The organism is Streptomyces sp. NPDC107575 (genome assembly GCF_055657265.1).
The window spans coordinates 1,190,619-1,208,309 of sequence record NZ_JBVKBG010000003.1 but is presented as its reverse complement, the minus strand read 5'-3'; the positions used below and the strand labels follow the sequence as shown (position 1 = coordinate 1,208,309).

15 protein-coding genes and 1 tRNA gene are annotated in these 17,691 nt (G+C 72.9%); 6 read left to right on the top strand and 10 right to left on the bottom strand.

Translation table 11 applies throughout. From position 1 onward, the window contains the following. Positions 1–99: 99 nt before the first annotated feature. Entirely contained in the window at positions 100–1,506 is a 1,407-nt protein-coding gene (locus ACZ7L4_RS18610; protein ID WP_472103735.1) for an amidase, read from the bottom strand. Positions 1,507–1,852: 346 nt separating this feature from the next. Here ACZ7L4_RS18610 and ACZ7L4_RS18605 point away from each other — a divergent pair, with 346 nt between their 5' ends. From ACZ7L4_RS18605 to ACZ7L4_RS18595, 3 genes are all read left to right on the top strand, one after another. Next, the gene (locus ACZ7L4_RS18605) at positions 1,853–2,677 is read left to right on the top strand and encodes a maleate cis-trans isomerase family protein (protein ID WP_472103733.1); all 825 of its coding nucleotides are present in this window, start codon (positions 1,853–1,855) and stop codon (positions 2,675–2,677) included. Between the two features lie 3 nt (positions 2,678–2,680). Further along, positions 2,681–3,412: a maleate cis-trans isomerase family protein gene (locus tag ACZ7L4_RS18600; protein WP_472103731.1), complete on the top strand. Its 732-nt coding sequence runs from the start codon at positions 2,681–2,683 to the stop codon at positions 3,410–3,412. Positions 3,413–3,681: 269 nt separating this feature from the next. Next, positions 3,682–4,761 carry an LLM class flavin-dependent oxidoreductase gene (locus ACZ7L4_RS18595; RefSeq protein WP_472103729.1) on the top strand — a complete coding sequence of 360 codons (1,080 nt, stop codon included), beginning with the start codon at positions 3,682–3,684 and terminating at the stop codon, positions 4,759–4,761. 28 nt (positions 4,762–4,789) lie between these two features. Here ACZ7L4_RS18595 and ACZ7L4_RS18590 read toward each other — a convergent pair whose 3' ends face one another. Beyond that, positions 4,790–6,640: a putative bifunctional diguanylate cyclase/phosphodiesterase gene (locus ACZ7L4_RS18590; protein ID WP_472103727.1), complete on the bottom strand. Its 1,851-nt coding sequence runs from the start codon at positions 6,638–6,640 to the stop codon at positions 4,790–4,792. A gap of 306 nt (positions 6,641–6,946) precedes the next feature. On the opposite strand from ACZ7L4_RS18590, the gene ACZ7L4_RS18585 reads away from it, so the two are divergent. Continuing rightward, positions 6,947–8,236 carry a M6 family metalloprotease domain-containing protein gene (locus ACZ7L4_RS18585; RefSeq protein ID WP_472103725.1) on the top strand — a complete coding sequence of 430 codons (1,290 nt, stop codon included), beginning with the start codon at positions 6,947–6,949 and terminating at the stop codon, positions 8,234–8,236. 149 nt (positions 8,237–8,385) lie between these two features. Here ACZ7L4_RS18585 and ACZ7L4_RS18580 read toward each other — a convergent pair. From ACZ7L4_RS18580 to ACZ7L4_RS18550, 7 genes are all read right to left on the bottom strand, one after another. After that, positions 8,386–8,459: transfer RNA gene (locus ACZ7L4_RS18580), tRNA-Lys, on the bottom strand. Next, complete coding sequence (locus ACZ7L4_RS18575; RefSeq protein ID WP_450814228.1) at positions 8,450–9,091, bottom strand: bifunctional DNA primase/polymerase; 642 nt, start codon at positions 9,089–9,091, stop codon at positions 8,450–8,452. Before ACZ7L4_RS18575 ends, ACZ7L4_RS18580 begins: the two co-directional genes overlap by 10 nt. Before the next feature lie 133 nt (positions 9,092–9,224). Further along, complete coding sequence (locus ACZ7L4_RS18570; protein WP_472103723.1) at positions 9,225–9,575, bottom strand: hypothetical protein; 351 nt, start codon at positions 9,573–9,575, stop codon at positions 9,225–9,227. A gap of 146 nt (positions 9,576–9,721) precedes the next feature. Continuing rightward, positions 9,722–11,080 (bottom strand): AAA domain-containing protein, encoded by a 1,359-nt coding sequence (locus tag ACZ7L4_RS18565; protein ID WP_472103721.1) that lies wholly within the window; start codon positions 11,078–11,080, stop codon positions 9,722–9,724. Then, positions 11,077–12,663: a hypothetical protein gene (locus tag ACZ7L4_RS18560; RefSeq protein WP_472103719.1), complete on the bottom strand. Its 1,587-nt coding sequence runs from the start codon at positions 12,661–12,663 to the stop codon at positions 11,077–11,079. The genes ACZ7L4_RS18565 and ACZ7L4_RS18560 overlap by 4 nt, the downstream gene beginning before the upstream one ends. A 46-nt stretch (positions 12,664–12,709) precedes the next feature. Continuing rightward, positions 12,710–13,867, bottom strand: a complete 1,158-nt coding sequence (locus tag ACZ7L4_RS18555) for a hypothetical protein (RefSeq protein WP_472103717.1) — start codon at positions 13,865–13,867, stop codon at positions 12,710–12,712. Continuing rightward, the gene (locus ACZ7L4_RS18550) at positions 13,791–14,720 is read right to left on the bottom strand and encodes a phosphatase PAP2 family protein (RefSeq protein WP_472103715.1); all 930 of its coding nucleotides are present in this window, start codon (positions 14,718–14,720) and stop codon (positions 13,791–13,793) included. Before ACZ7L4_RS18550 ends, ACZ7L4_RS18555 begins: the two co-directional genes overlap by 77 nt. A gap of 240 nt (positions 14,721–14,960) precedes the next feature. Here ACZ7L4_RS18550 and ACZ7L4_RS18545 point away from each other — a divergent pair, with 240 nt between their 5' ends. Beyond that, positions 14,961–15,560: a histidine phosphatase family protein gene (locus ACZ7L4_RS18545; RefSeq protein ID WP_472103713.1), complete on the top strand. Its 600-nt coding sequence runs from the start codon at positions 14,961–14,963 to the stop codon at positions 15,558–15,560. Between the two features lie 24 nt (positions 15,561–15,584). On the opposite strand, the gene ACZ7L4_RS18540 is transcribed toward ACZ7L4_RS18545, so the two are convergent. Further along, the gene (locus ACZ7L4_RS18540; protein ID WP_472103711.1) at positions 15,585–16,952 is read right to left on the bottom strand and encodes a tetratricopeptide repeat protein; all 1,368 of its coding nucleotides are present in this window, start codon (positions 16,950–16,952) and stop codon (positions 15,585–15,587) included. A 303-nt stretch (positions 16,953–17,255) separates the two neighbouring features. Here ACZ7L4_RS18540 and ACZ7L4_RS18535 point away from each other — a divergent pair, with 303 nt between their 5' ends. Further along, positions 17,256–17,681: a hypothetical protein gene (locus tag ACZ7L4_RS18535; protein ID WP_472104060.1), complete on the top strand. Its 426-nt coding sequence runs from the start codon at positions 17,256–17,258 to the stop codon at positions 17,679–17,681. Positions 17,682–17,691 lie beyond the last annotated feature (10 nt).

Sequence of the window (17,691 nt, the reverse complement as noted above, 5' to 3'; positions counted from 1 at the left end):
TTACCCGAAGCCCCGGGAGGTATGCCTATCGTTTTCGGCCCTTGACAAAGCCGAGATCTGAATTCACGGCAATACGGCCATGTCCTAACTTCACGCGATTCAAGCGTTGTTGGGACTGGCGTGACTCGCCACCCCGGACTCGTAGAACGCGTGCGCGGTCCTGAGCACGAGATCGTCCCTGTGGCGCCCGGCCACGAGCTGGAGGCCGACCGGAAGTCCGTCCCCGTCGAGCCCCACGGGCACCGAAGCGGCGGGCTGCTGGGTCAGGTTGAAGGGGTACGTGAACGGGGTCCAGCCCGTCCATCGTCGCAGGCCGGAGCCGCGCGGCACCTCGACCCCCGCCTCGAACGCGGTGATCGGCACGGTCGGCGTCACCAGCAGGTCGTACGTCGAGTGGAAGGCGCCCATCCGCCGCCCGAGCGCCATCCGGGTGTCGACCGCCGCCAGGTAGTCGAGCGCGCTGTACCGCGCGCCCCGGGTGCATATCTCGCGCAGTCCGGGGTCGAGCAACTGCCGCCTGGACGCCGGGAGATGCTGCACCACGCGCGCGGCCCCGCTGAACCACAGGGTGTGGAAGGCCTCGACCGGATCCGTGAAGTCCGGATCCACCTCCTCGACGTACGCCCCGAGTTCGGCGAGCCGGGTCACCGCCGCGCGCACCACCGCGGCGACGTCGGGCCGCACCGCCACCTGTCCGCCCAGCGTCGGCGAGTACGCGACCCGAAGGCCGCGCACCCCGCCGTGCAGCGCGTCCCGGAAGCCGCCGGTCGGCGGGCCCGAGGCCGACCAGTCCCGGGGGTCGGGGCCCGAGATCACGTCCATCATCAGCGCCGCGTCGGCCGCCGTGCGGGCCAGCGGCCCCACGTGCGACAGCGTCCCGAACGCCGACGCCGGATACAGCGGCACCCGCCCGTACGTCGGCTTGAGGCCGAAGATCCCGCAGAACGAGGCCGGGATCCGCACCGAACCCCCGCCATCCGTGCCGAGCGACAGCGGCCCCGCGCCCACCGCGACGGCCGCCGCGCTGCCGCCGCTCGAACCGCCGGCGGTGCGCGAGGTGTCGTACGGATTGCGGGTCGCGCCCGACAGCGGCGAGTCGGTCACGCCCTTCCAGCCGAACTCGGGCGTCGTCGTCTTGCCGACGAGGACCGCGCCGTGCTCGCGCAGCCGGGCCACCGACGGCGAGTCCTCGTCCCAGCGGCCCTGCTCGGAGACGGTCAGCGAGCCCCGCAGCGTGGGCGCGCCCTTCTGCAGCAGGATGTCCTTCACCGACACCGGCACCCCGTCGACCAGGCCCACCGGATCGCCCTCGCGCCACCGCCGGGCGCTCTCCTCCGCCCGGGCCAGCGCACCCGCCGCGTCGACCCGCACGAACGCGTTCAGCGCCGGTTCGGTCTCCTCGATCCTGGCGAGCACGGCGCGGGTCGCGTCGACCGGGCTGAACTCTCCCTTGCGATATCCCTCGATGAGGTCCTGCGCGGTCAGTCCGATGAGCTCGCTCGTCATCCGCCCTCCAGCACCAGCGCTCGCGATACGTTGCCGGGGGCCTACCCAGGAACACCTCGTCGGGCACGGACATCGCCGCGAAACCGTCCGGCAATGAAGATCCGCTCTGCTGGGGGCGAGGAGTCGGGAACGGGCGGCGAATTCGTGAACTCGGCAAGAATCGTGGGACCTGCCGACATGTGCGGATTGACCCCGCAGGCACCGGAACCTACCGTCGACAACAGAGGTACTCCACCAGGGTTCCTGCACCTAGTTTCGCGCTGTGTCGCTGTCCCGACGTCCCGGCGGTTCGCCGGCTCAAGCACCGCACCGGCAATGATCAGACAGCTGAACTTGGGGCCTGCTCATGGACGTCTCATTCCTGGGGGGACCGAAACCGCAGCGCGGCGTGGGCGTCGTCGCCCCGTTCGACTTCGCCCTCGACCGCGAGCTGTGGCGCTGGGTACCCGACCACGTCTCCCTCCATCTCACCCGTACGCCGTTCGTGCCCGTCGAGGTCGGACTCGATCTGGCGCGGCTCGTCAGCGAGCACGAGACGCTCGGCGAGGCGGTGCGCGCGCTCGGCGCCACCGAGCCCGAGGTCCTCGCCTACGCGTGCGCCTCCGGCAGCTTCGTCGGCGGGCTCGCGGGGGAGCGGGCGCTGTGCGCGGCGATGCGGAGGGCCGGGGAGCTGCCCGCCGTGACCACGTCGGGGGCCCTGCTCGAGGCCCTGTCCGAACTGGGCGCGCGGCGCATCGCCCTCGTCACCCCCTATACGCGGTCGGTCACCGAATCGCTGGAGGAGTATCTGGCGGAGGCGGGGATCACGGTCACCGGGCGGGCCTTCCTCGGGCTGACCCGGCACATCTGGAGGGTGCCGTACCGGGATGTGGCGGAGATGGCCAGGGAAGCGGTGGGCTCCGGGGCCGAGGCGCTCTTCATCAGCTGCACCAACCTGCCGACGTACGACGTCATCCCGCAGCTCGAGGCGGAGCTGCGGGTGCCGGTGATCTCGGCCAATCAAGTCACGATGTGGGCAGCCCTCGCCCGGCTGGGTACCCGTGCTGTGGGGCCGTACCAGGCGCTGCTCGATCCGGCGGCGCGGGTCTGGCCCCCGTCGGAGCTGCCGGAGGCGCTGCCTCCGGAGGAGCTGCCGAGGGAACGGCCGAAGGAACAGGAAGGGTGGGCATAGCGCATGACCTCGCTGGGATTTCTCTACCCCGGACACTCCGCGGAGGACGACTACCCGCGCATCGAGATGCTGATCGACAGTGATGTGCGGCTGCCCGTCGTCCACACCGACATCGGGGAGGACGCGCACCGGGTCGACGCGCTGCTGAAGATGGGCGCGCCCGACCGGCTCGCCGCGGGCGTCGAGGAGCTGCGGCTGTCCGGGGCGGAGGCGGTGGTCTGGGCGTGCACGTCCGGGAGCTTCGTCTTCGGCTGGGACGGCGCGCACGAACAGGTCCGCGGCCTCGCGATGGCGGCGGGGCTGCCCGCCTCCAGTACGTCCTTCGCGTTCGCGCACGCGCTGCGGGAGGTGCGGGCGCGGCGGGTGGCGGTCGCCGCGACCTATCCGGAGGACGTCGCGGACCACTTCGCCACGTTCCTCAAGGCGGCGGGGGCGGAGGTGCTGGCCGTCCGGGGGAGCGGGATCATCACGGCGGCCGAGGTGGGGACGTGGGGCTGGGAGGAGGTCCGCGCCATGGCCCGCGCGGGCGACCATCCCGACGCGGACGCGGTGCTGCTGCCGGACACGGCGTTGCACACGGCGGCGTACGTCCGCGACCTGGAGGCCGAACTCGGCAAGCCGGTCCTCACGGCGAACCAGGTCACGGTCTGGGAGGCGCTGCGACTCGTCGACCGCCGGGTCAACGCTCCGGCCCTGGGCGCCCTCTTCACGAAGGAGCCGGTGGTCCAGGTCTGACGGGTTGCGGCCCCCCGGTCCTACGCCTCGGGGCTCCGCCCCGGACCCCGCGCCTCAATCGCCGGCGGGGCTTGATTTGTCGGCACCGCCCGATGCCGGTCCCGCCTTGGGCAATCTGCCGCCTTGGGCGGCAGGGTGGGCAAGGCGGCCCCCGGTGCCGCGCACCCAGGACGGCGGCCCCGGCCACGATGCGGGAATAAAGCGGAGTAGGCCTCCGTTACGTCGGGGTCGAGACACTCACCCGTACGTACGTATTCGCAGGAGGACCCGTGATCCGCGGCGCAGCCCTCGGGACCGCACCCACCCCGCTCTCCGTCCTGGACCTGGTCACCGTGGGAGCGGGTCGCACGGCCACGCAGGCCCTGCACACCAGCGTCGACATCGCCCGCCTCGCCGAGTCCCGCGGCTACCACCGCTACTGGGTCGCCGAGCACCACTCGATGCCCGGCGTCGCCTCCAGCAGCCCCGCCGTGATCCTGGCCCACCTGGCCGCCCACACCGACCGCATCCGCCTCGGCTCCGGTGGCGTCATGCTCCCGAACCACGCCCCGCTCGTGATCGCGGAACAGTTCGGCACGCTTGAGGCGATGGCCCCGGGGCGTGTCGATCTCGGCCTCGGTCGCGCTCCCGGCACGGACGGTGCCACCGCCGCCGCCCTGCGCCGCACCGACCGGCTCAACGAGGGCGCCGACGACTTCCCGCAGCAGCTCGTCGAGCTCACCCGCTTCCTCGACGACGACTTCCCCGACGGCCACCCGTACTCCCGCATCCACGCCGTCCCGGGCCCGGTCCAGGCCACTTCCCCCGGCGGCGTACAGGACCCGAACCGCCCGCCGGTCTGGCTCCTCGGCTCCTCCGGCTTCAGCGCCCGCCTGGCCGCGACCCTCGGCCTCCCGTTCGCCTTCGCGCACCACTTCTCGGCGCAGAACACCCTCCCGGCGCTCGACCTGTACCGGGAGAACTTCCGCCCGTCCGAGCTGCTGGCCGAGCCGTACGCCCTGATCGGCGTCTCCGCCCTCGCGACCGACGACGACGGCACGGAGGCCCGCCGCCAGGTGCTCGCCGCCGCCCTCAACATGGTCCGGCTGCGCACCGGCCGCCCCGGCCTCGTACCGACGCCCGAGGAGGCGGAGGCGTACCAGTTCAACGAGATGGAGCGGGACTTCGTCCAGTCCTGGAACTCCAACGTCATCCACGGCACCCCCGACGAGGTCCGCTCCGGCCTCGACGAGCTGCAAAAGCGCACGGGCGCCGACGAGTTGATGCTCACGGCCAACGCCCACGGCGGCGACGTACGCCTGCGTTCCTACGAACTCATCGCCGACGCCTACGGGTTGCCGCGCGCCTGACGTCCGAGGACCGTCCGACGGCGGCGGATCACCCGCGCTCCGCGAGGAGCCCAGAGATACGATCCGCCGCCACCGGCCGCGAGTAGAGCCAGCCCTGCCCGGTGTCGCAGCCGAGCCGGCGCAGCCGCTCCGCCTGCTCCGCCGTCTCCACGCACTCGGCGGTCACCGTGAGCCCGAGCCGGTGCGCCAACTGCACGAGCGCCTCCACGATCATCGTGTCCGCCGGCTCCGTCGGCGCGTCCCCGTCCTCCCGGAACCCCCGCACGAACGCCCCGTCGAGCTTGAGCACCGACACCGGCAGCCGGCTGAGGTACGCGAGGTTGGAGTACCCGGTGCCGAAGTCGTCGATGGCGATGCGCACACCCATGTCGTTCAGCGCCCGCAGGGCCTGCAGCGGCCGCCCCGTCGGGCCCATCACGGCGGACTCGATCAGCTCCAACTGCAGGAGTTCCGGCGGCAGTCCGGTCTCGGCGAGGATCTGCGCGACGTCCGCCACCAGGTCCGAGTCCCACATCTGACGCACTGCCACATTCACGCTCACGAACACCGGCGGCGCCTCCCGGTGCTCCACCTGCCAGCGCCGCGCCTGCGCGCAGGCCGTCCGCAGCACCCACCGCCCCAGCTCCACGATGGAGCCGTCCTCCTCGGCCAGTCCGATGAACCGATTCGGCGTCAGCAGGCCGAACTGCGGGTGCCGCCAGCGCACCAGCGCCTCGACCCCGCTCAGTCCGCCGCCCGCCATCTCCACCAACGGCTGGTACTCCAGAGCGAATTCACCCCGGTCGACCGCGGGCCGCAGGCTGGAGGACAGGGCCTGGCGGGTCATCCGGTGGGCGTTGCGCTCCGGGTCGAAGAAGGTCCAGCGGGCCTTTCCGTCGGCCTTCGCCCAGTACAGCGTGGTGTCGGCCGCCTGCATCAGGGCCGTCGTACTGGTCCCCGTGACCTGCCGCTCGACCACGCCGATCGAGGCGGAGACCGACACCTCGTGGCCGGCCAGGTCGAAGGGCTCCCGCAGCGCGTCGAGCACCGTCCGGGCGAGCTCGGCCAGCTGCTCCGTCCCGGTGGAGTCCTCGACGAGCAGCGCGAACTCGTCGCCGCCGAGCCGGGCCACCAGCGGGGCGCCCGTGGCGCTCTGCGCGCGGTCCGCGCAGTGCGTGAGCCGCTCGGCGACGGCGAGGAGCAGCCGGTCGCCGACGGCGTGCCCGAGCGAGTCGTTGACCGCCTTGAACCCGTCGAGGTCGAGGAGGCAGAGCCCCACGCGCCCGGTCGCGCCCGTGCTCTCGTACGCGCCCGCCTCCAGGGCGGCGGAGACGCGCTCGAAGAACAGCGCGCGATTGGGCAGCCGGGTCAGCGGATCGTGCAGCTCCAGATGGTGCAGCCGGTCCTGGAGGCCGCGGTGCGCGGTGATGTCGCCGAGCGAGAGCAGCACGGCCTCCGCGTCCGGGAGCGGCGACACCGTGACGCGCAGCCAGACCGAGTGGCCCGAGGGGTGCTTGAGGCGGCGGGTGCGGCTGAGCCGGGCCTGGCGACCGCGCAGGATCTCCCGGTAGGCGTCCGCGGTGCGCGGGTCCGAGTGCAGGTCGAGCAGTTCGTCGGCGGTGCGGCCGACGAGCTGCCCGGCGTCCGCTCCGGCTCCCTCCGCGGCCGCCTCGCCGGTGTCCTCGCCGCACAGCAGCGCGCGAGCGGCGTCATTGGCCCCGACGATCACGCCGTCGCGGTCGACGACCGCCATGGCCAGCGGCGACGTCGCGAACGCCGGACGGTAGAGGGCCTGTGCGGACGGGGGCCGCGAAGCCGACCGCAGATCATCACTCTCCGTGATCTGGCCGGGTGGGGCCACCCGGCGCGCGGTCGTGGGCCCTTCGGGCTGTGCGCTCACCGCTCGCTCCCGTGGTGCGTCGGATGGTTGCGTGGACTGCTGCGGCCGGGTCCCGGCAGGAAAGTGTGCCGATCATAGAGGCAGGTCGGACGGCCTATCCAGCCTGGATTGCAGTGTGCACGGGTTCCGGACGGCCGGACCCCGCCCCGGTAGATCGTTTCTGCTCGGTGCTGCCACACCTTCTGTCGTGGCCCGATCGCGGCCGATCGACTGTGACGTTCCGTGTTCGGCCGGAGTGTCGTCCACTCACTCATCCGGGCCAGATAAACAGGGCAGATCCATATAAACACCAACACTCTGGGTTGGGTGCCCCGCATTCCCGTCCCGGAGGTCGACTTGCCGCGTCCGCAGCCACTCGGGGGAGTGGACAAGCCGCGCCCGCGTGCACTCACGGCGGCGCTCACCGCCTTCGCCGCCGTCGCCGCCATGGGGCTCGTCGCGGGGCCGGCCGCGGCCGTTCCGTTCGCCGGGCCCTGCGCCCTCGAGCGCACCGCGGCGCACCACTCCGAGGGGCTGGACACGTGGAACTCGGCGTACCCGAAGCCCACGAAGACCCTCAACGCCGTGATGGTCTTCCTCTCGTTCCCCGACTCGCGGCCCCTGTCCACGCCCGACCAACTGGCCTCCGACTACTTCCCGTCCACCAGCCGCTTCTTCGACCGGGCCTCGTACGGGAAGTTCTCCCTGGTCCCGCATCCGCAGCGGCGGTGGATCCAGATGCCGCACGCCTCGACCTCGTACGCCATACAGCGCGACTGGGACGCCGGGCACCGCAGCGCGTATCTGCGGGACGCCCTGGCGGCGGCGGATCCGCACACGGACTTCAGCAAGTACGACGTCGTCTACTTCGTCGCCGATCCGGACGCGCCCGGTGTCGACTCCGACGCGACGAAGGTCGTGAACTTCGACCGGCCGATGCACGCGGACGGCACGGACATCCGCCGCATCGTCACGGTCTTCGAGCGGCACCCGCCGGACCGCAATGTGCTCGCGCACGAGACGGGCCACGTCTTCGACCTGCCGGACCTCTACCACCGGCCCACCGACGGGAAGGGCGACTGGGACACGTACGTCGGGGACTGGGACGTCATGGGCAGCCAGTTCGGGCTCTCGCCGGATCTGTTCGGCTGGCACAAGTGGAAGCTGGGGTGGCTGGACCGGCGGCAGGTGGCGTGCGTGAAGCGGAGCGGTGAGACCCGGCTGACCCTTGAGCCGCTGAGTACGGCGCCGCGGGGGGCGGGTGCGCCGTTCGGTACGGGTGGGGGCACCAAGCTCGCCGTCATCCGTACGGGCGTGGACAGTGCCATCGCCCTGGAGGCGCGGGGTGGCTCCGGCAATGACGCGGCGACGTGCAGCCGGGGCGTCCTGGTGTACCGGGTGCGCAGCGATTCCTCGTCCGGGGGTGGGCCGATGGAGGTGCTCGACGCGCATCCGCGTACGGAGGCCTGTTACGGGGAGTCCGTCTATCCGCCGCTGGCCGATGCGCCGGTGGGGGTGGGTGAGACCTTTACGGTGCCGGGGGACGACATCCGCGTGGAGGCCGAAGGCCGGACGGGCTCGGGGGCCTGGACGGTGAAGGTGACGACGGCCGGGTGATCCCCACCGGCACCGGTGTTGCGGCCACGGGGCTCCGCCCCGGACCCCGCTGCTCAAACGCCGCAGGGGCTTGATTGGCGAAGCCGCGCAGAAACGACGATGGCGGCCCGATTCGCGTTTTCCGCGAATACAGGCCGCCACCGACAACGTGCGCCATCAGGGACTCGAACCCCGGACACGCGGATTAAGAGTCCGCTGCTCTAACCAACTGAGCTAATGGCGCCGGTTGACGTCGTAGACATTAGCACCAGGATCCGTGGCAGGAAAAATCGAAATCCGCACCGCGGCCTGCGCACTCGCGCGGGCCGCCCGGACGCAGGCCCAGCGCATGACCTCGGCGCCCGGGAGCCAGGGGTGCCGGGTGTCCGGGGCGACCACCCAGCGGGACTCCTGGCGCTGGTCGGGGCGGAGCGCGGCGCTGGTCGTGGGGGCGGGTCCTGTGACCGCGTCGCCGGCGCCGTGGAAGAGCAGCGGCGGCACGGAGGGGCCCCACTCCTCCCAGCGCAGGAGGGACGGCAGGCGCTGGGCCGTGCCGGGCGCGGTGAACAGGAGCATGCGGCCCCGGTGCGTGGCGACGGGCCCGGAGCCGGGGCCCTCGGACCAGAGCCGGTCTAACATCCGCCGGCCGAAGATCGCGGGGACGTTCACCACGTCGAAGACGGATCCGCAGGGGAGGACGACGGGGGCCGTGGGCCTGGCCTCCCAGTGGGCGAGCGTGGAACGGGGGTACGCCCCGGCGGAGGCGAGCCAGGCCGCGCCCTCGGGGGTGACGTCGCAGATGTCGAAGTGGTCACGCGCGCCAGGGGCCGTGGCCGACGGGGCGTGGGGGGAGTACGGAGGCGTCGCGGTGCTCATGCCTCATACATCTACAGGGGGTGACGGGGCGATTCCCAGGGGTTGTGGAAAATCGGGACAGGAGGGGGCGGGGTGGAGTATCTTGCCCCTCTGGCATATGCCAAACGATCATTACGGCCCCGGGCCGGCCTCTTTACGTCGACTGCTCCGTGGTCCCGCGCAGCAGGTCGCGGCCGAACTCGACCATCTTCTTCGCGTAGTCCTCGGTCCAGTCCGCGCGCTCCGCGATGTCCGCCGTGGTGAGCCGGTCGAAGCGGCGCGGGTCGGCGAGCTGGGCCGCGGCGACGGCCTGGAACTCCATCGACCGGTCCGCCGCGGAGCGGAACGCGTGCGTCAGCTCCGTGGCACGGGTGAGCAGGTCGCGGGGGTCCTCGATGGACTCCAGGTCGAAGAAGTGCTCCGGGTCGGCCGACGCCTCCGCGGGTTCGAAGATCAGCGGGGCGGGTCGCAGCCGGGGCTGGTGGTTACGGTCGGGCTCCGCCATGGTGCGGCCTCCTGTTGCCGGGGTGGCCCGCGGGTTCGTGCCGGGCCACCTTCCATTGTCCGTCGGGCCGCAAGAGGGCGAACGGGCTCCGCCCGGGAGCGGGCTCAAAAGTTCGGGGCTCTGCCCCGGACCCCGCGGGCTCCCGTTCAAAAGGCGGGGCTCGATCGGTGGACCGGATGCTGCACCCGGTGCTCGCTCAGCCGGGCCAGCACCGAATGGTTCGCCTCCCAGCCGTCGGGGAACTTCACCGTCACCCCGAGCTGCACCGGGTCCGCCGACGGGTGTTCGTCCAGGAGGTCCGCGACGCCCGCCCGGCACACCACCACGCACGCGTGCCGATGCCGCGAGGCCAGTACGCACAGGCGGCCCGTCTCCAGGTGGAACGCCGTCGCGTCCGGGCGTCCCGACAGGGGGTGCAGGACGACCGTGACGTCGAACTCCCGGCCCTGCAGCCGGTTCGCCGTGTCGACCGTGACGTCGTGGACGTCGAGGTCCGCCAGCGCCGCCCGGACCGCCGCCGCCTGGTCGCGGTGCGCGGTGCCGACGCAGATCCGCTCGGCCGTCAGCGCGCCCTCGCCGGACTCGGAGCGCGTGACGCCCTCCCGGTCGAGCAGGCGGCGGACCACCTGCGCCACCGCCCGGACTGCCTCCGGGTCCGTACGGGGCGTGTGCGCGGCGGGCAGTTCCAGCAGGCCCCAGCCGGAGGCCGCCGCCTCGTCGATGACCCGGTCGGGGCCCGAACCGTCCGACTCCACCGTGAAGTCCAGCTCCCGGTCGCCCTCGCCCGTGCCGCTGCGGAACGGCGTGTACGGGTAGAACGCGTCGGAGACGAGCGGCGCCGCCGAGGCCGGGAGCCGCCAGGAGACCGGGAGGCGGTGCTGCGGGAGGTCCGGGTTGTGGGCGAGGAGCGTGGACACCGCCGAGGCCGACGGGTCGTAGGACAGGCCCGCCCACTGCTCCGACCCGACGATCGAGAACGGGTCCAGCTGCCCCGGGTCGCCCACGAACAGCGCCCGCTCGAAAAGACCCGCCACGGCCAGCAGGGCGTCGGAGCGCATCTGGTACGCCTCGTCGACGATCGCGTGCGGCCACGGCTCGACGTCCTTGACGTGCGCCCACTTCGCGGCCGTCGAGACGACCACCGGCAGCGGGGCCAGGTCGCCGGCCTTCGTCGACAGACGGACGTTCGGCAGGTCGTCGAGCGCCTTGTCGTACGCGTCCGGGTCGCTGCTGTGCAGGCGGCCGACGGCGAGCTCCGGGTTCTTCGCGTGGAGGCGCAGGACGAGGTCGTCCACCTGCGCGTTCGTCTGCGCCACGATCATCAATGGGCGGCCCGCGTCCGCGAGTTCGAGCGCCGCCCGCACCACGAGGGTCGACTTTCCCGCGCCCGGGGGCGAGTCGACGACGATGCCGCGCGCCGTGCCGTGCAGGGTGTCGTGGAGGATGGCGGCGGTCGCCTGCCCGGCCGCATCGGACGGGCTGAGGGCGAGGGTCGGCGCGGTCACAGTACGTCCTCCGAAGTCACGGTGTCGGGCGTCTCCGCGTCCGTCCCCGGCGGGCCGCCGTGCGTCCACGGTGTCTCCTCCGGCTCCGGCAGCTTGGGGCCGCCGCGCTGCTCGTGCTCGAACAGCGTCCAGCACACCCGCTCGCCCTTCTCCGGCAGCGAGCCCTCGGCCGGCTCCTTGCCGCGCCCCATCTTGTCCAGGATCCGCAGCACGACCGCGCAGGTGTCGTCCTCCTCGTACCCCACGAACTCGGCCGTCTGCGGCTTGCCTTCGAGCGTGCGGTACACCTTCACGCCCACGCCGAGACGCGGACCGTCGTCCGTCGTGAGCGTGACGAGCGGGCGGGGGCGCTTCTTCTCGTTGTACGCCGGGACCACCTCGGTCACCTCTCCGGCGAAGGCCTCGCCCGAGAGGCGGCGGCCCGCCATCACCAGCGGGTCGTCCAGCGCCTCCTGCGCGTCCAGTCGGGCCTGCTCGCGCTCGCGCGTGGCCAGCTTGTTCGCCGCCGTCACCGCGTCGTCCCGGCGCGGCTGCGGGGGCTCGCCCGCCAGGACCCGGTCGCGGTGCCCGGTGAACGACCAGCGGTCGCGGGTCCAGCGCTCCGCCGCGTACCCGCCCTCGGGCAGCGTGCACAGCTGGTCGAGGCCGCGCCACACCGCGTCCCAGGTGGGGCGTGTCCGGGACTCGACCAGGGCGTTGATCTCCCGCTCCGCCGCGGTCAGTTCGGCGAGCCGGCCCTCCGCCTCGATCGCGTCCTCGGCGGCCGCGTACCGCGTACGGGCCTTGTCGTAGCGCTCGATCGCGGGCGCGAGCAGCTTGTTGTCGAAGGCGGGATCCGTGGCCGGGCCCGCCGGCGGGCAGAGCAGCTGGCCGTGCCGGTCGCGGTCCAGCTCGGCGCCGAGCGCCGCCGCGGCGCCCGACGTGCCCTCCGGCGCCTCGATCCAGGCGAGCAGCGCGCCCAAGTGCTGGTCCTCCAGGCTCGACTGGCCCGTCGCCCAGTGCCGCGACAGCAAGTCCGTCATCGCGAGGAGAAGGGCGGAGCCGGGGACCCGCGCGCGCTCCCCGAAGTGCGTGAGCCAGCGGCCGAGGAGCGGGACGTGCGGCGGCGCCGGGTAGGGCGTCTCCGGGTCCTGCTCGGCGGTGCGGCGAAAGCGCATGGAGCGGCCCAGCAGGCGGACGAACTCGATGCCCGCGCGGCTCGGCACGATCAACTGCGGGGCGTCCGCGCACAGTTCGACCTCGACCTTGACCTTCTTTCCGGTCTCCGGGTCGACCTCGCTGCGCTCCGCCGCCTCGACCTCGGTGGCGTACGTGTCGATGTACGGCAGGACCTCGTCGGCCAGGTGCGTCAGGAACGCGAAGCGGAGGTCGCGGTCGCGGGGCTGCGGGACGACCAGGAGGCGCGGTGACGTGCGCTCGGTGCCGACGAGCGCGCCGAGCGGCGCGCCGGTCTCGCCGGCCGTCGTGAGCGGCACGACCACCAGTGGGCGCTGGGACAGATGGCGGTGCCGAACGGTGGCCGTGGGTTGGGCGCGGCCCGTGCTCGTGGCTTCCAGCCGGGCCAGGTGGTTGATCAGGCTCACCGGCGCTCCTTCTCGGGTTCAGCGCCGACGTGCCGCGTGTTCAGGGTCAGCAACGGGCACCCCCGAGCGCCTCTTGCCGCAACTCCGCCGCACGGCGCAGCGCCGCCACCGTCGGATCCGCAGGATCCCCCGCCTCGCCGCGGGCTGCGGCCAGGACCGCGTCGACCGTCGTCAGCGAGCCGAGTTCGGCGCGCAGGGGGCGGCCGAGGGCCGTCACCGCGCCGCGCTCACGCGCACGGTCACGGCAGTGGAACGCCAGCTCGCACGCCGCCAGGCACTCCGGCGCGTACGTCGCGGGAACCGACTCGACGGCCGCCGTCAGCTCGGCCGCGGGCAGCTCAGGGTCGAAGACCGTGCCCGGCGGGAGCGCCGCCGCGATGTCCTCCACGCGCGTCAGGCGCGCCAACTGGCGACGCGTCACCGCGCGTTGCTTGCGCACGTCGACCGCCGAGGCCGCCGGCAGGTTCGAGAAGTCCTTGGGGCACACGAGCACGATCCGGTCGCGCACCCGCACCTCCGCGTCCGGCATCCGCGCCGCGACCTCCTCAAGGGCCAGCACGTACACCGCGGACTGGCGGGCCGCCGCGCCCACCTTCGACGCGTCCGCCGCGCCGTCGATCATCGGGAAGGACTTGATCTCGACGACCGTCCAGCTGCCGTCCGGATGCACCACCACAGCGTCCGGCTCGAGGAACGCCGGGCTGCCCGCCACGTCCAGTGCCAGCATCGGGTGGTCGAGGAACGTCCAGGTCCCGGGCGACTCGACGGCCTCCCGCAGGGCCAGCGCCGTGCGCGCCGTGCGGCCCTCGGGGCCGATCGCCGACAGGTCCGGGGCCCGTACGAGATCGGGGGTGGGCTCGGGCGCGGCGCCGTCCACGCGCGCGTGCACCAGCCTGAGCAGTTCGGAGCCGCCGTCCGCCTTCACTCGCGCCTCGAACACATTGCCGCGGGCCAGGGCGAACTGGGACTGGCCGAACGAGGACGGTGAGCCCAGCGCATCCGCTATGCGCGCCTTGTCGACGCCCGCGCCGTCCAGGAGCGCCCGCCTTCGGCAGCCCGGATTGGCCGCGAGGGCGGCCAGGGCCCGGGCGTCCAGCGGACGCGGCGGATGGTCCGGGCCGCGCAGCTCAGCGAGCCGGTGCCGCAGCCCCGTCGCTGCTGTCGTGCGACGTGGCTTCCTTGCGCTGTCGGGGAATTCGCTCACCCGGGAAAGTCTGGCACTCTCCACTGACAATCGGGGCGTGCGTGGCGGAAGGGGAGGCCGGCGCCCCCGCGAACACGCCGTACGCCCGGTTCTTCAGGAGGGCCGCGACGAGCCGCACCGGCTTCGTCAGGAGCAGACCGGCGGCCATCACCGCGACCCCGGCGAGCGCGTCGAAGAAGTAGTGGTTGGCCGTGCCCATCACGATGATCGTGGTCATCAGCGGATACACGACGCCGATCGCCTTCACGTACGGGGAGCGCGCGTGCCGCCACAGCAGGACACCGCACCACAGGGCCCAGCCGACGTGCAGGCTGGGCATCGCCGCGTACTGGTTGGTCAGGCCGCCCATGCCCTTGGGGGCGCTGGCCGCGCCGCCCCACCAGCCGTACGAGCTGTAGTGGGCCATCGTGTCGATGAAGCCGTGGTGCGCGGCGAGCAGCCGGGGCGGGCAGGTCGGCAGCAGGACGAAGCCGACGAGGCCGATCATCGTCGAGGTCATCAGCCAGGTCCGGGCCGTCCGGTAGATCTCCGCGCGGCGGCGGAACAGCCAGACGAGGACGATCGGCGTGACCAGATAGTGAAGCGAGGCGTACCAGAAGTCGGCGGGGACGCCGAGCCAGGGTTCGCGGGTGAAGAGACGGTTCAGCGGGTGTTCGAGGTTGAGGTGGACGGCCTGTTCGGCCTTGAGTATCGCGACACCGTGGTCGACGGCCTGACCCACGTCCCCGCGCGCGAGCAGCCGGCCCGCGGAGTAGGCGCCGTACACCAGAAGGATCAGCGGCAGCTCCGTCCACCAGCGGAGCCCGGCGCCGGGTATCGCTTCCGTGCGCGGTGCCTCGTCGGTCTGCGACATGCGGGCCGCTCCCCCTCTTCGCTCGTGCGGCGGCCTCTGGCCACGGCCTCACTCTTACGGTGTACGGGGCTCTGTCCGGGCGACCCCTGACCCTCCTAGACGCAGCGATCACACTGCGGGTTGCCCGCCGGGCGTCCTCCCTGTGGGTTGCGCGATGATGGACGGGGCGATCCTTCCCGCTCGCCCTATGTTCACCCTTGAACCCTTGTAGATGCTTGTAGTTTCGAAAGAGGCCTCCTCATGGCACCGCGCATCCTGTTGGCCCGGCACGGACAGACCGAATGGTCGCTGTCCGGACGGCACACCGGGAGGACGGACATTCCGCTCCTTGAGGAGGGCAGGCGCGGCGCGAAACTGCTCGGCGAGCGCCTCGGGCGCGCGCCGTACGACGGGCTCGACGGGGTCGAGGTGCGCACGTCACCGCTGGTGCGCGCGAGCGAGACGTGCGAGCTCGCCGGGTTCGGTGAGCGGGCGACTCCCTGGGATGCGCTCCTGGAGTGGGACTACGGGGCGTACGAGGGGCTGACGCCGGCGCAGATCCAGGAGCTCAGGCCCGGCTGGTTCATCTGGCGGGACGGGGTGCCGGAGGGCGAGACGCTCGCCGAGGTGACGGCGCGGGCCGACGAGGTCGTCCAGTGGGCGCGCTCCGCCGACCGGGACGTCCTCGTCTTCGCCCACGGCCACATCCTGCGCTCGATCGGCGCGCGCTGGCTCGGCCTCCCGCTGGACTTCGCCGCGCGGATCCGCCTGAACCCGACGTCGCTGTCCGTACTGGGATGGGCGTACGGGGAGCCCGCACTGGAGTCGTGGAACGAGACGGGCCACCTGACGGCGGGCTGAGCCCGGCCCGTCCCCCGTGGGGAGTTACGCCGAGCGGCGCGACAGCGCGTGCGTGTCCAGGAACGTGGAGACGCCCGGGGCGCGGCGGTGCGGGAGCAGTACTCGGGCCGTCGCGGCCAGCATGCCCTCGATGCGGGACGAGCGGACGTCCTGGAGCAGATTGAGGGTGCGCAGACCGGCGGAGGCCGACTCGTCCGGATGGCCCGCGCGCGCCAGGTCGTCGGCCAACTCGGCCGTGTAGAGCGCCATGTTGCGGGTGAAGTGCGGGTCCTGGAGGGCCACCGCGCGCCGCGCGTGCAGGGACGCGCGGTCCCAGCCGCCGAGCGCCGACCAGCACTGCGCCTCCAGGCCCTCCAGCTCGGCCTCGCCGTAGAACGACATCCACTCCGGATCCGCGTCCGACACCCCCCGCGCGAACAGCGCCTGCGCGCGGGCCAGGGAGCGTTCGCAGGAGGACTGGTCGCCGAGTCCCGCCCAGCCGCCCGCCTCGCGCAGCGCGAGCAGGGAGAGCAGGCGCGGCGAGCCGAGGCGGGACGCCACGCGGGCCGCCGCCTGGGCGGCGCGCACCGCCTCGCGCGGGTGCCCCGCGTCGCGCGCCAGGAACGCCGTGTTGCAGAACGCGTGCGCCTCCAGCGCCTCGTCGCCCGCCATCCGCGCCGTCGCGAGCGCCTCCGCGTAGTGCGAGCGCGCGTCGTCGAAGCGGCCCGAGTCGTGGGCCAACCAGCCGACGGAGATCGCCAGTTCGCCCGCGCCGGCCTGCAGGCGCTCGGTGACCTCGCGCCGCCCCGTGCCCGCGTCGAGCAGCTCGAAGGCGGTACGCAGCGGGGCCGAGGCCCGCCGGTACAGGCCGTCGGCGCCGTGCCGGTCGTCGAGCAGCCGGATCCGCCGGATCGCCTCCTCGACGGCGCCGACCCCGGCCCGCGCCGGATGCCGGTCGAGGTCCGCGGGCAGCGTGGGGACACCGAAGGGCGTCAGGGTCGCGACGGCCACGGTGGCGGTCGAGCCGGTCATGCCGGTCATGAATGCGCGACGTCGCACGTCGCTCTCCTCGTCGTACGGAAACTGCGGGTCGGCGGAAGCGGAGACGGGGCGCGCGCCCCGGCCACGTACCGCAGAGCGGGGTGCGAACCCCAGGTCCGCGAGGGTGCGGCCCGGGAACATGTGCAGGAACACCCGCTCGTACGCGTAGTTGGGACAGCGGATCTCGCCGGCCTCCACGCGTCCGATGTAGCGCGCGTCGCAGCTGACCCGCTCACCGATCTCCCGGGCCGCGCGCCGCACCGCGGCCGCGAACTCGCCCGGTGAGCGCTGACCGCGCAGCTCTCGGAAGGCGAGGTTCGGCCGTGGAGACTGCGGCGTCGAGGTGTCCGGGGCGATCGGCGACGACGTCATGAGCGGGTCCTCCCGTGCGAACCGTGCCGGGCGGCAGGGAAGTTGGGAGCGCCCGGATCCCGAGGGGAGGGCTGCCGCAACTTCCTTGTTCCGGCGAGGCTCGAAGGTACCGGCTGTCACGACCGCGACACGCAGGGTTTGGCTACAAACCGGATATCTCACCCACGATCCGCCATGAACTGCCATCCTTTGCGGCGGCGTGCCGCCGTAGCTGTTGACAGCGCGTGCGCGTTGAACCATGCGGCGAATCCCCACGAGTGAGGAGGGGCCGACGTGTTGAACGCGTCCAAGCCCACGGTTTCACTGCCCACGCCCCCCACGACGGTGCGGCATCGGCCGAGCGAGGAGTGCAGCGCTCCGCCGCCCGGCGACTGCGACCTGGTCACGGTGCCGTCCCGGCAGGGCCTCGAGGCGGTCGACATCCTGCGCCGCGGCTGTACGGAAACGGTTGGCCCCGTGCTGCACGACGGGGGCGGCGACACCCTCGGCTTCCTCGTTCCGCCCGGCACCGCGGACGGCTGGGACGTGCCCGGCAGCGACTGCACGCAGACCCGGGGCCGCGGCCTCGCGATCGGCGTGCGGCCCGACCCGCCCGTCGAGGGCACGGGCTGGCTGCTCCCGCCGGACCCCGCGGAGCGGCCCACGGACCTGGTCACCGATCCCGCGGTGCTGCGGGCCGCGCTCGACGAGGCGGCGCGCATGATCGACGCCGCGGACAGCTGCCGCTGAGCCGAACCGC

Coding starts and splice junctions, on each gene's coding strand:
- ACZ7L4_RS18610 (WP_472103735.1), bottom strand. CDS start 1,506: ATGACGAGCGAGCTCATCGGACTGACCGCGCAGGACCTCATCGAGGGA.
- ACZ7L4_RS18605 (WP_472103733.1), top strand. CDS start 1,853: ATGGACGTCTCATTCCTGGGGGGACCGAAACCGCAGCGCGGCGTGGGC.
- ACZ7L4_RS18600 (WP_472103731.1), top strand. CDS start 2,681: ATGACCTCGCTGGGATTTCTCTACCCCGGACACTCCGCGGAGGACGAC.
- ACZ7L4_RS18575 (WP_450814228.1), bottom strand. CDS start 9,091: ATGAGCACCGCGACGCCTCCGTACTCCCCCCACGCCCCGTCGGCCACG.
- ACZ7L4_RS18570 (WP_472103723.1), bottom strand. CDS start 9,575: ATGGCGGAGCCCGACCGTAACCACCAGCCCCGGCTGCGACCCGCCCCG.
- ACZ7L4_RS18550 (WP_472103715.1), bottom strand. CDS start 14,720: ATGTCGCAGACCGACGAGGCACCGCGCACGGAAGCGATACCCGGCGCC.
- ACZ7L4_RS18545 (WP_472103713.1), top strand. CDS start 14,961: ATGGCACCGCGCATCCTGTTGGCCCGGCACGGACAGACCGAATGGTCG.
- ACZ7L4_RS18540 (WP_472103711.1), bottom strand. CDS start 16,952: ATGACGTCGTCGCCGATCGCCCCGGACACCTCGACGCCGCAGTCTCCA.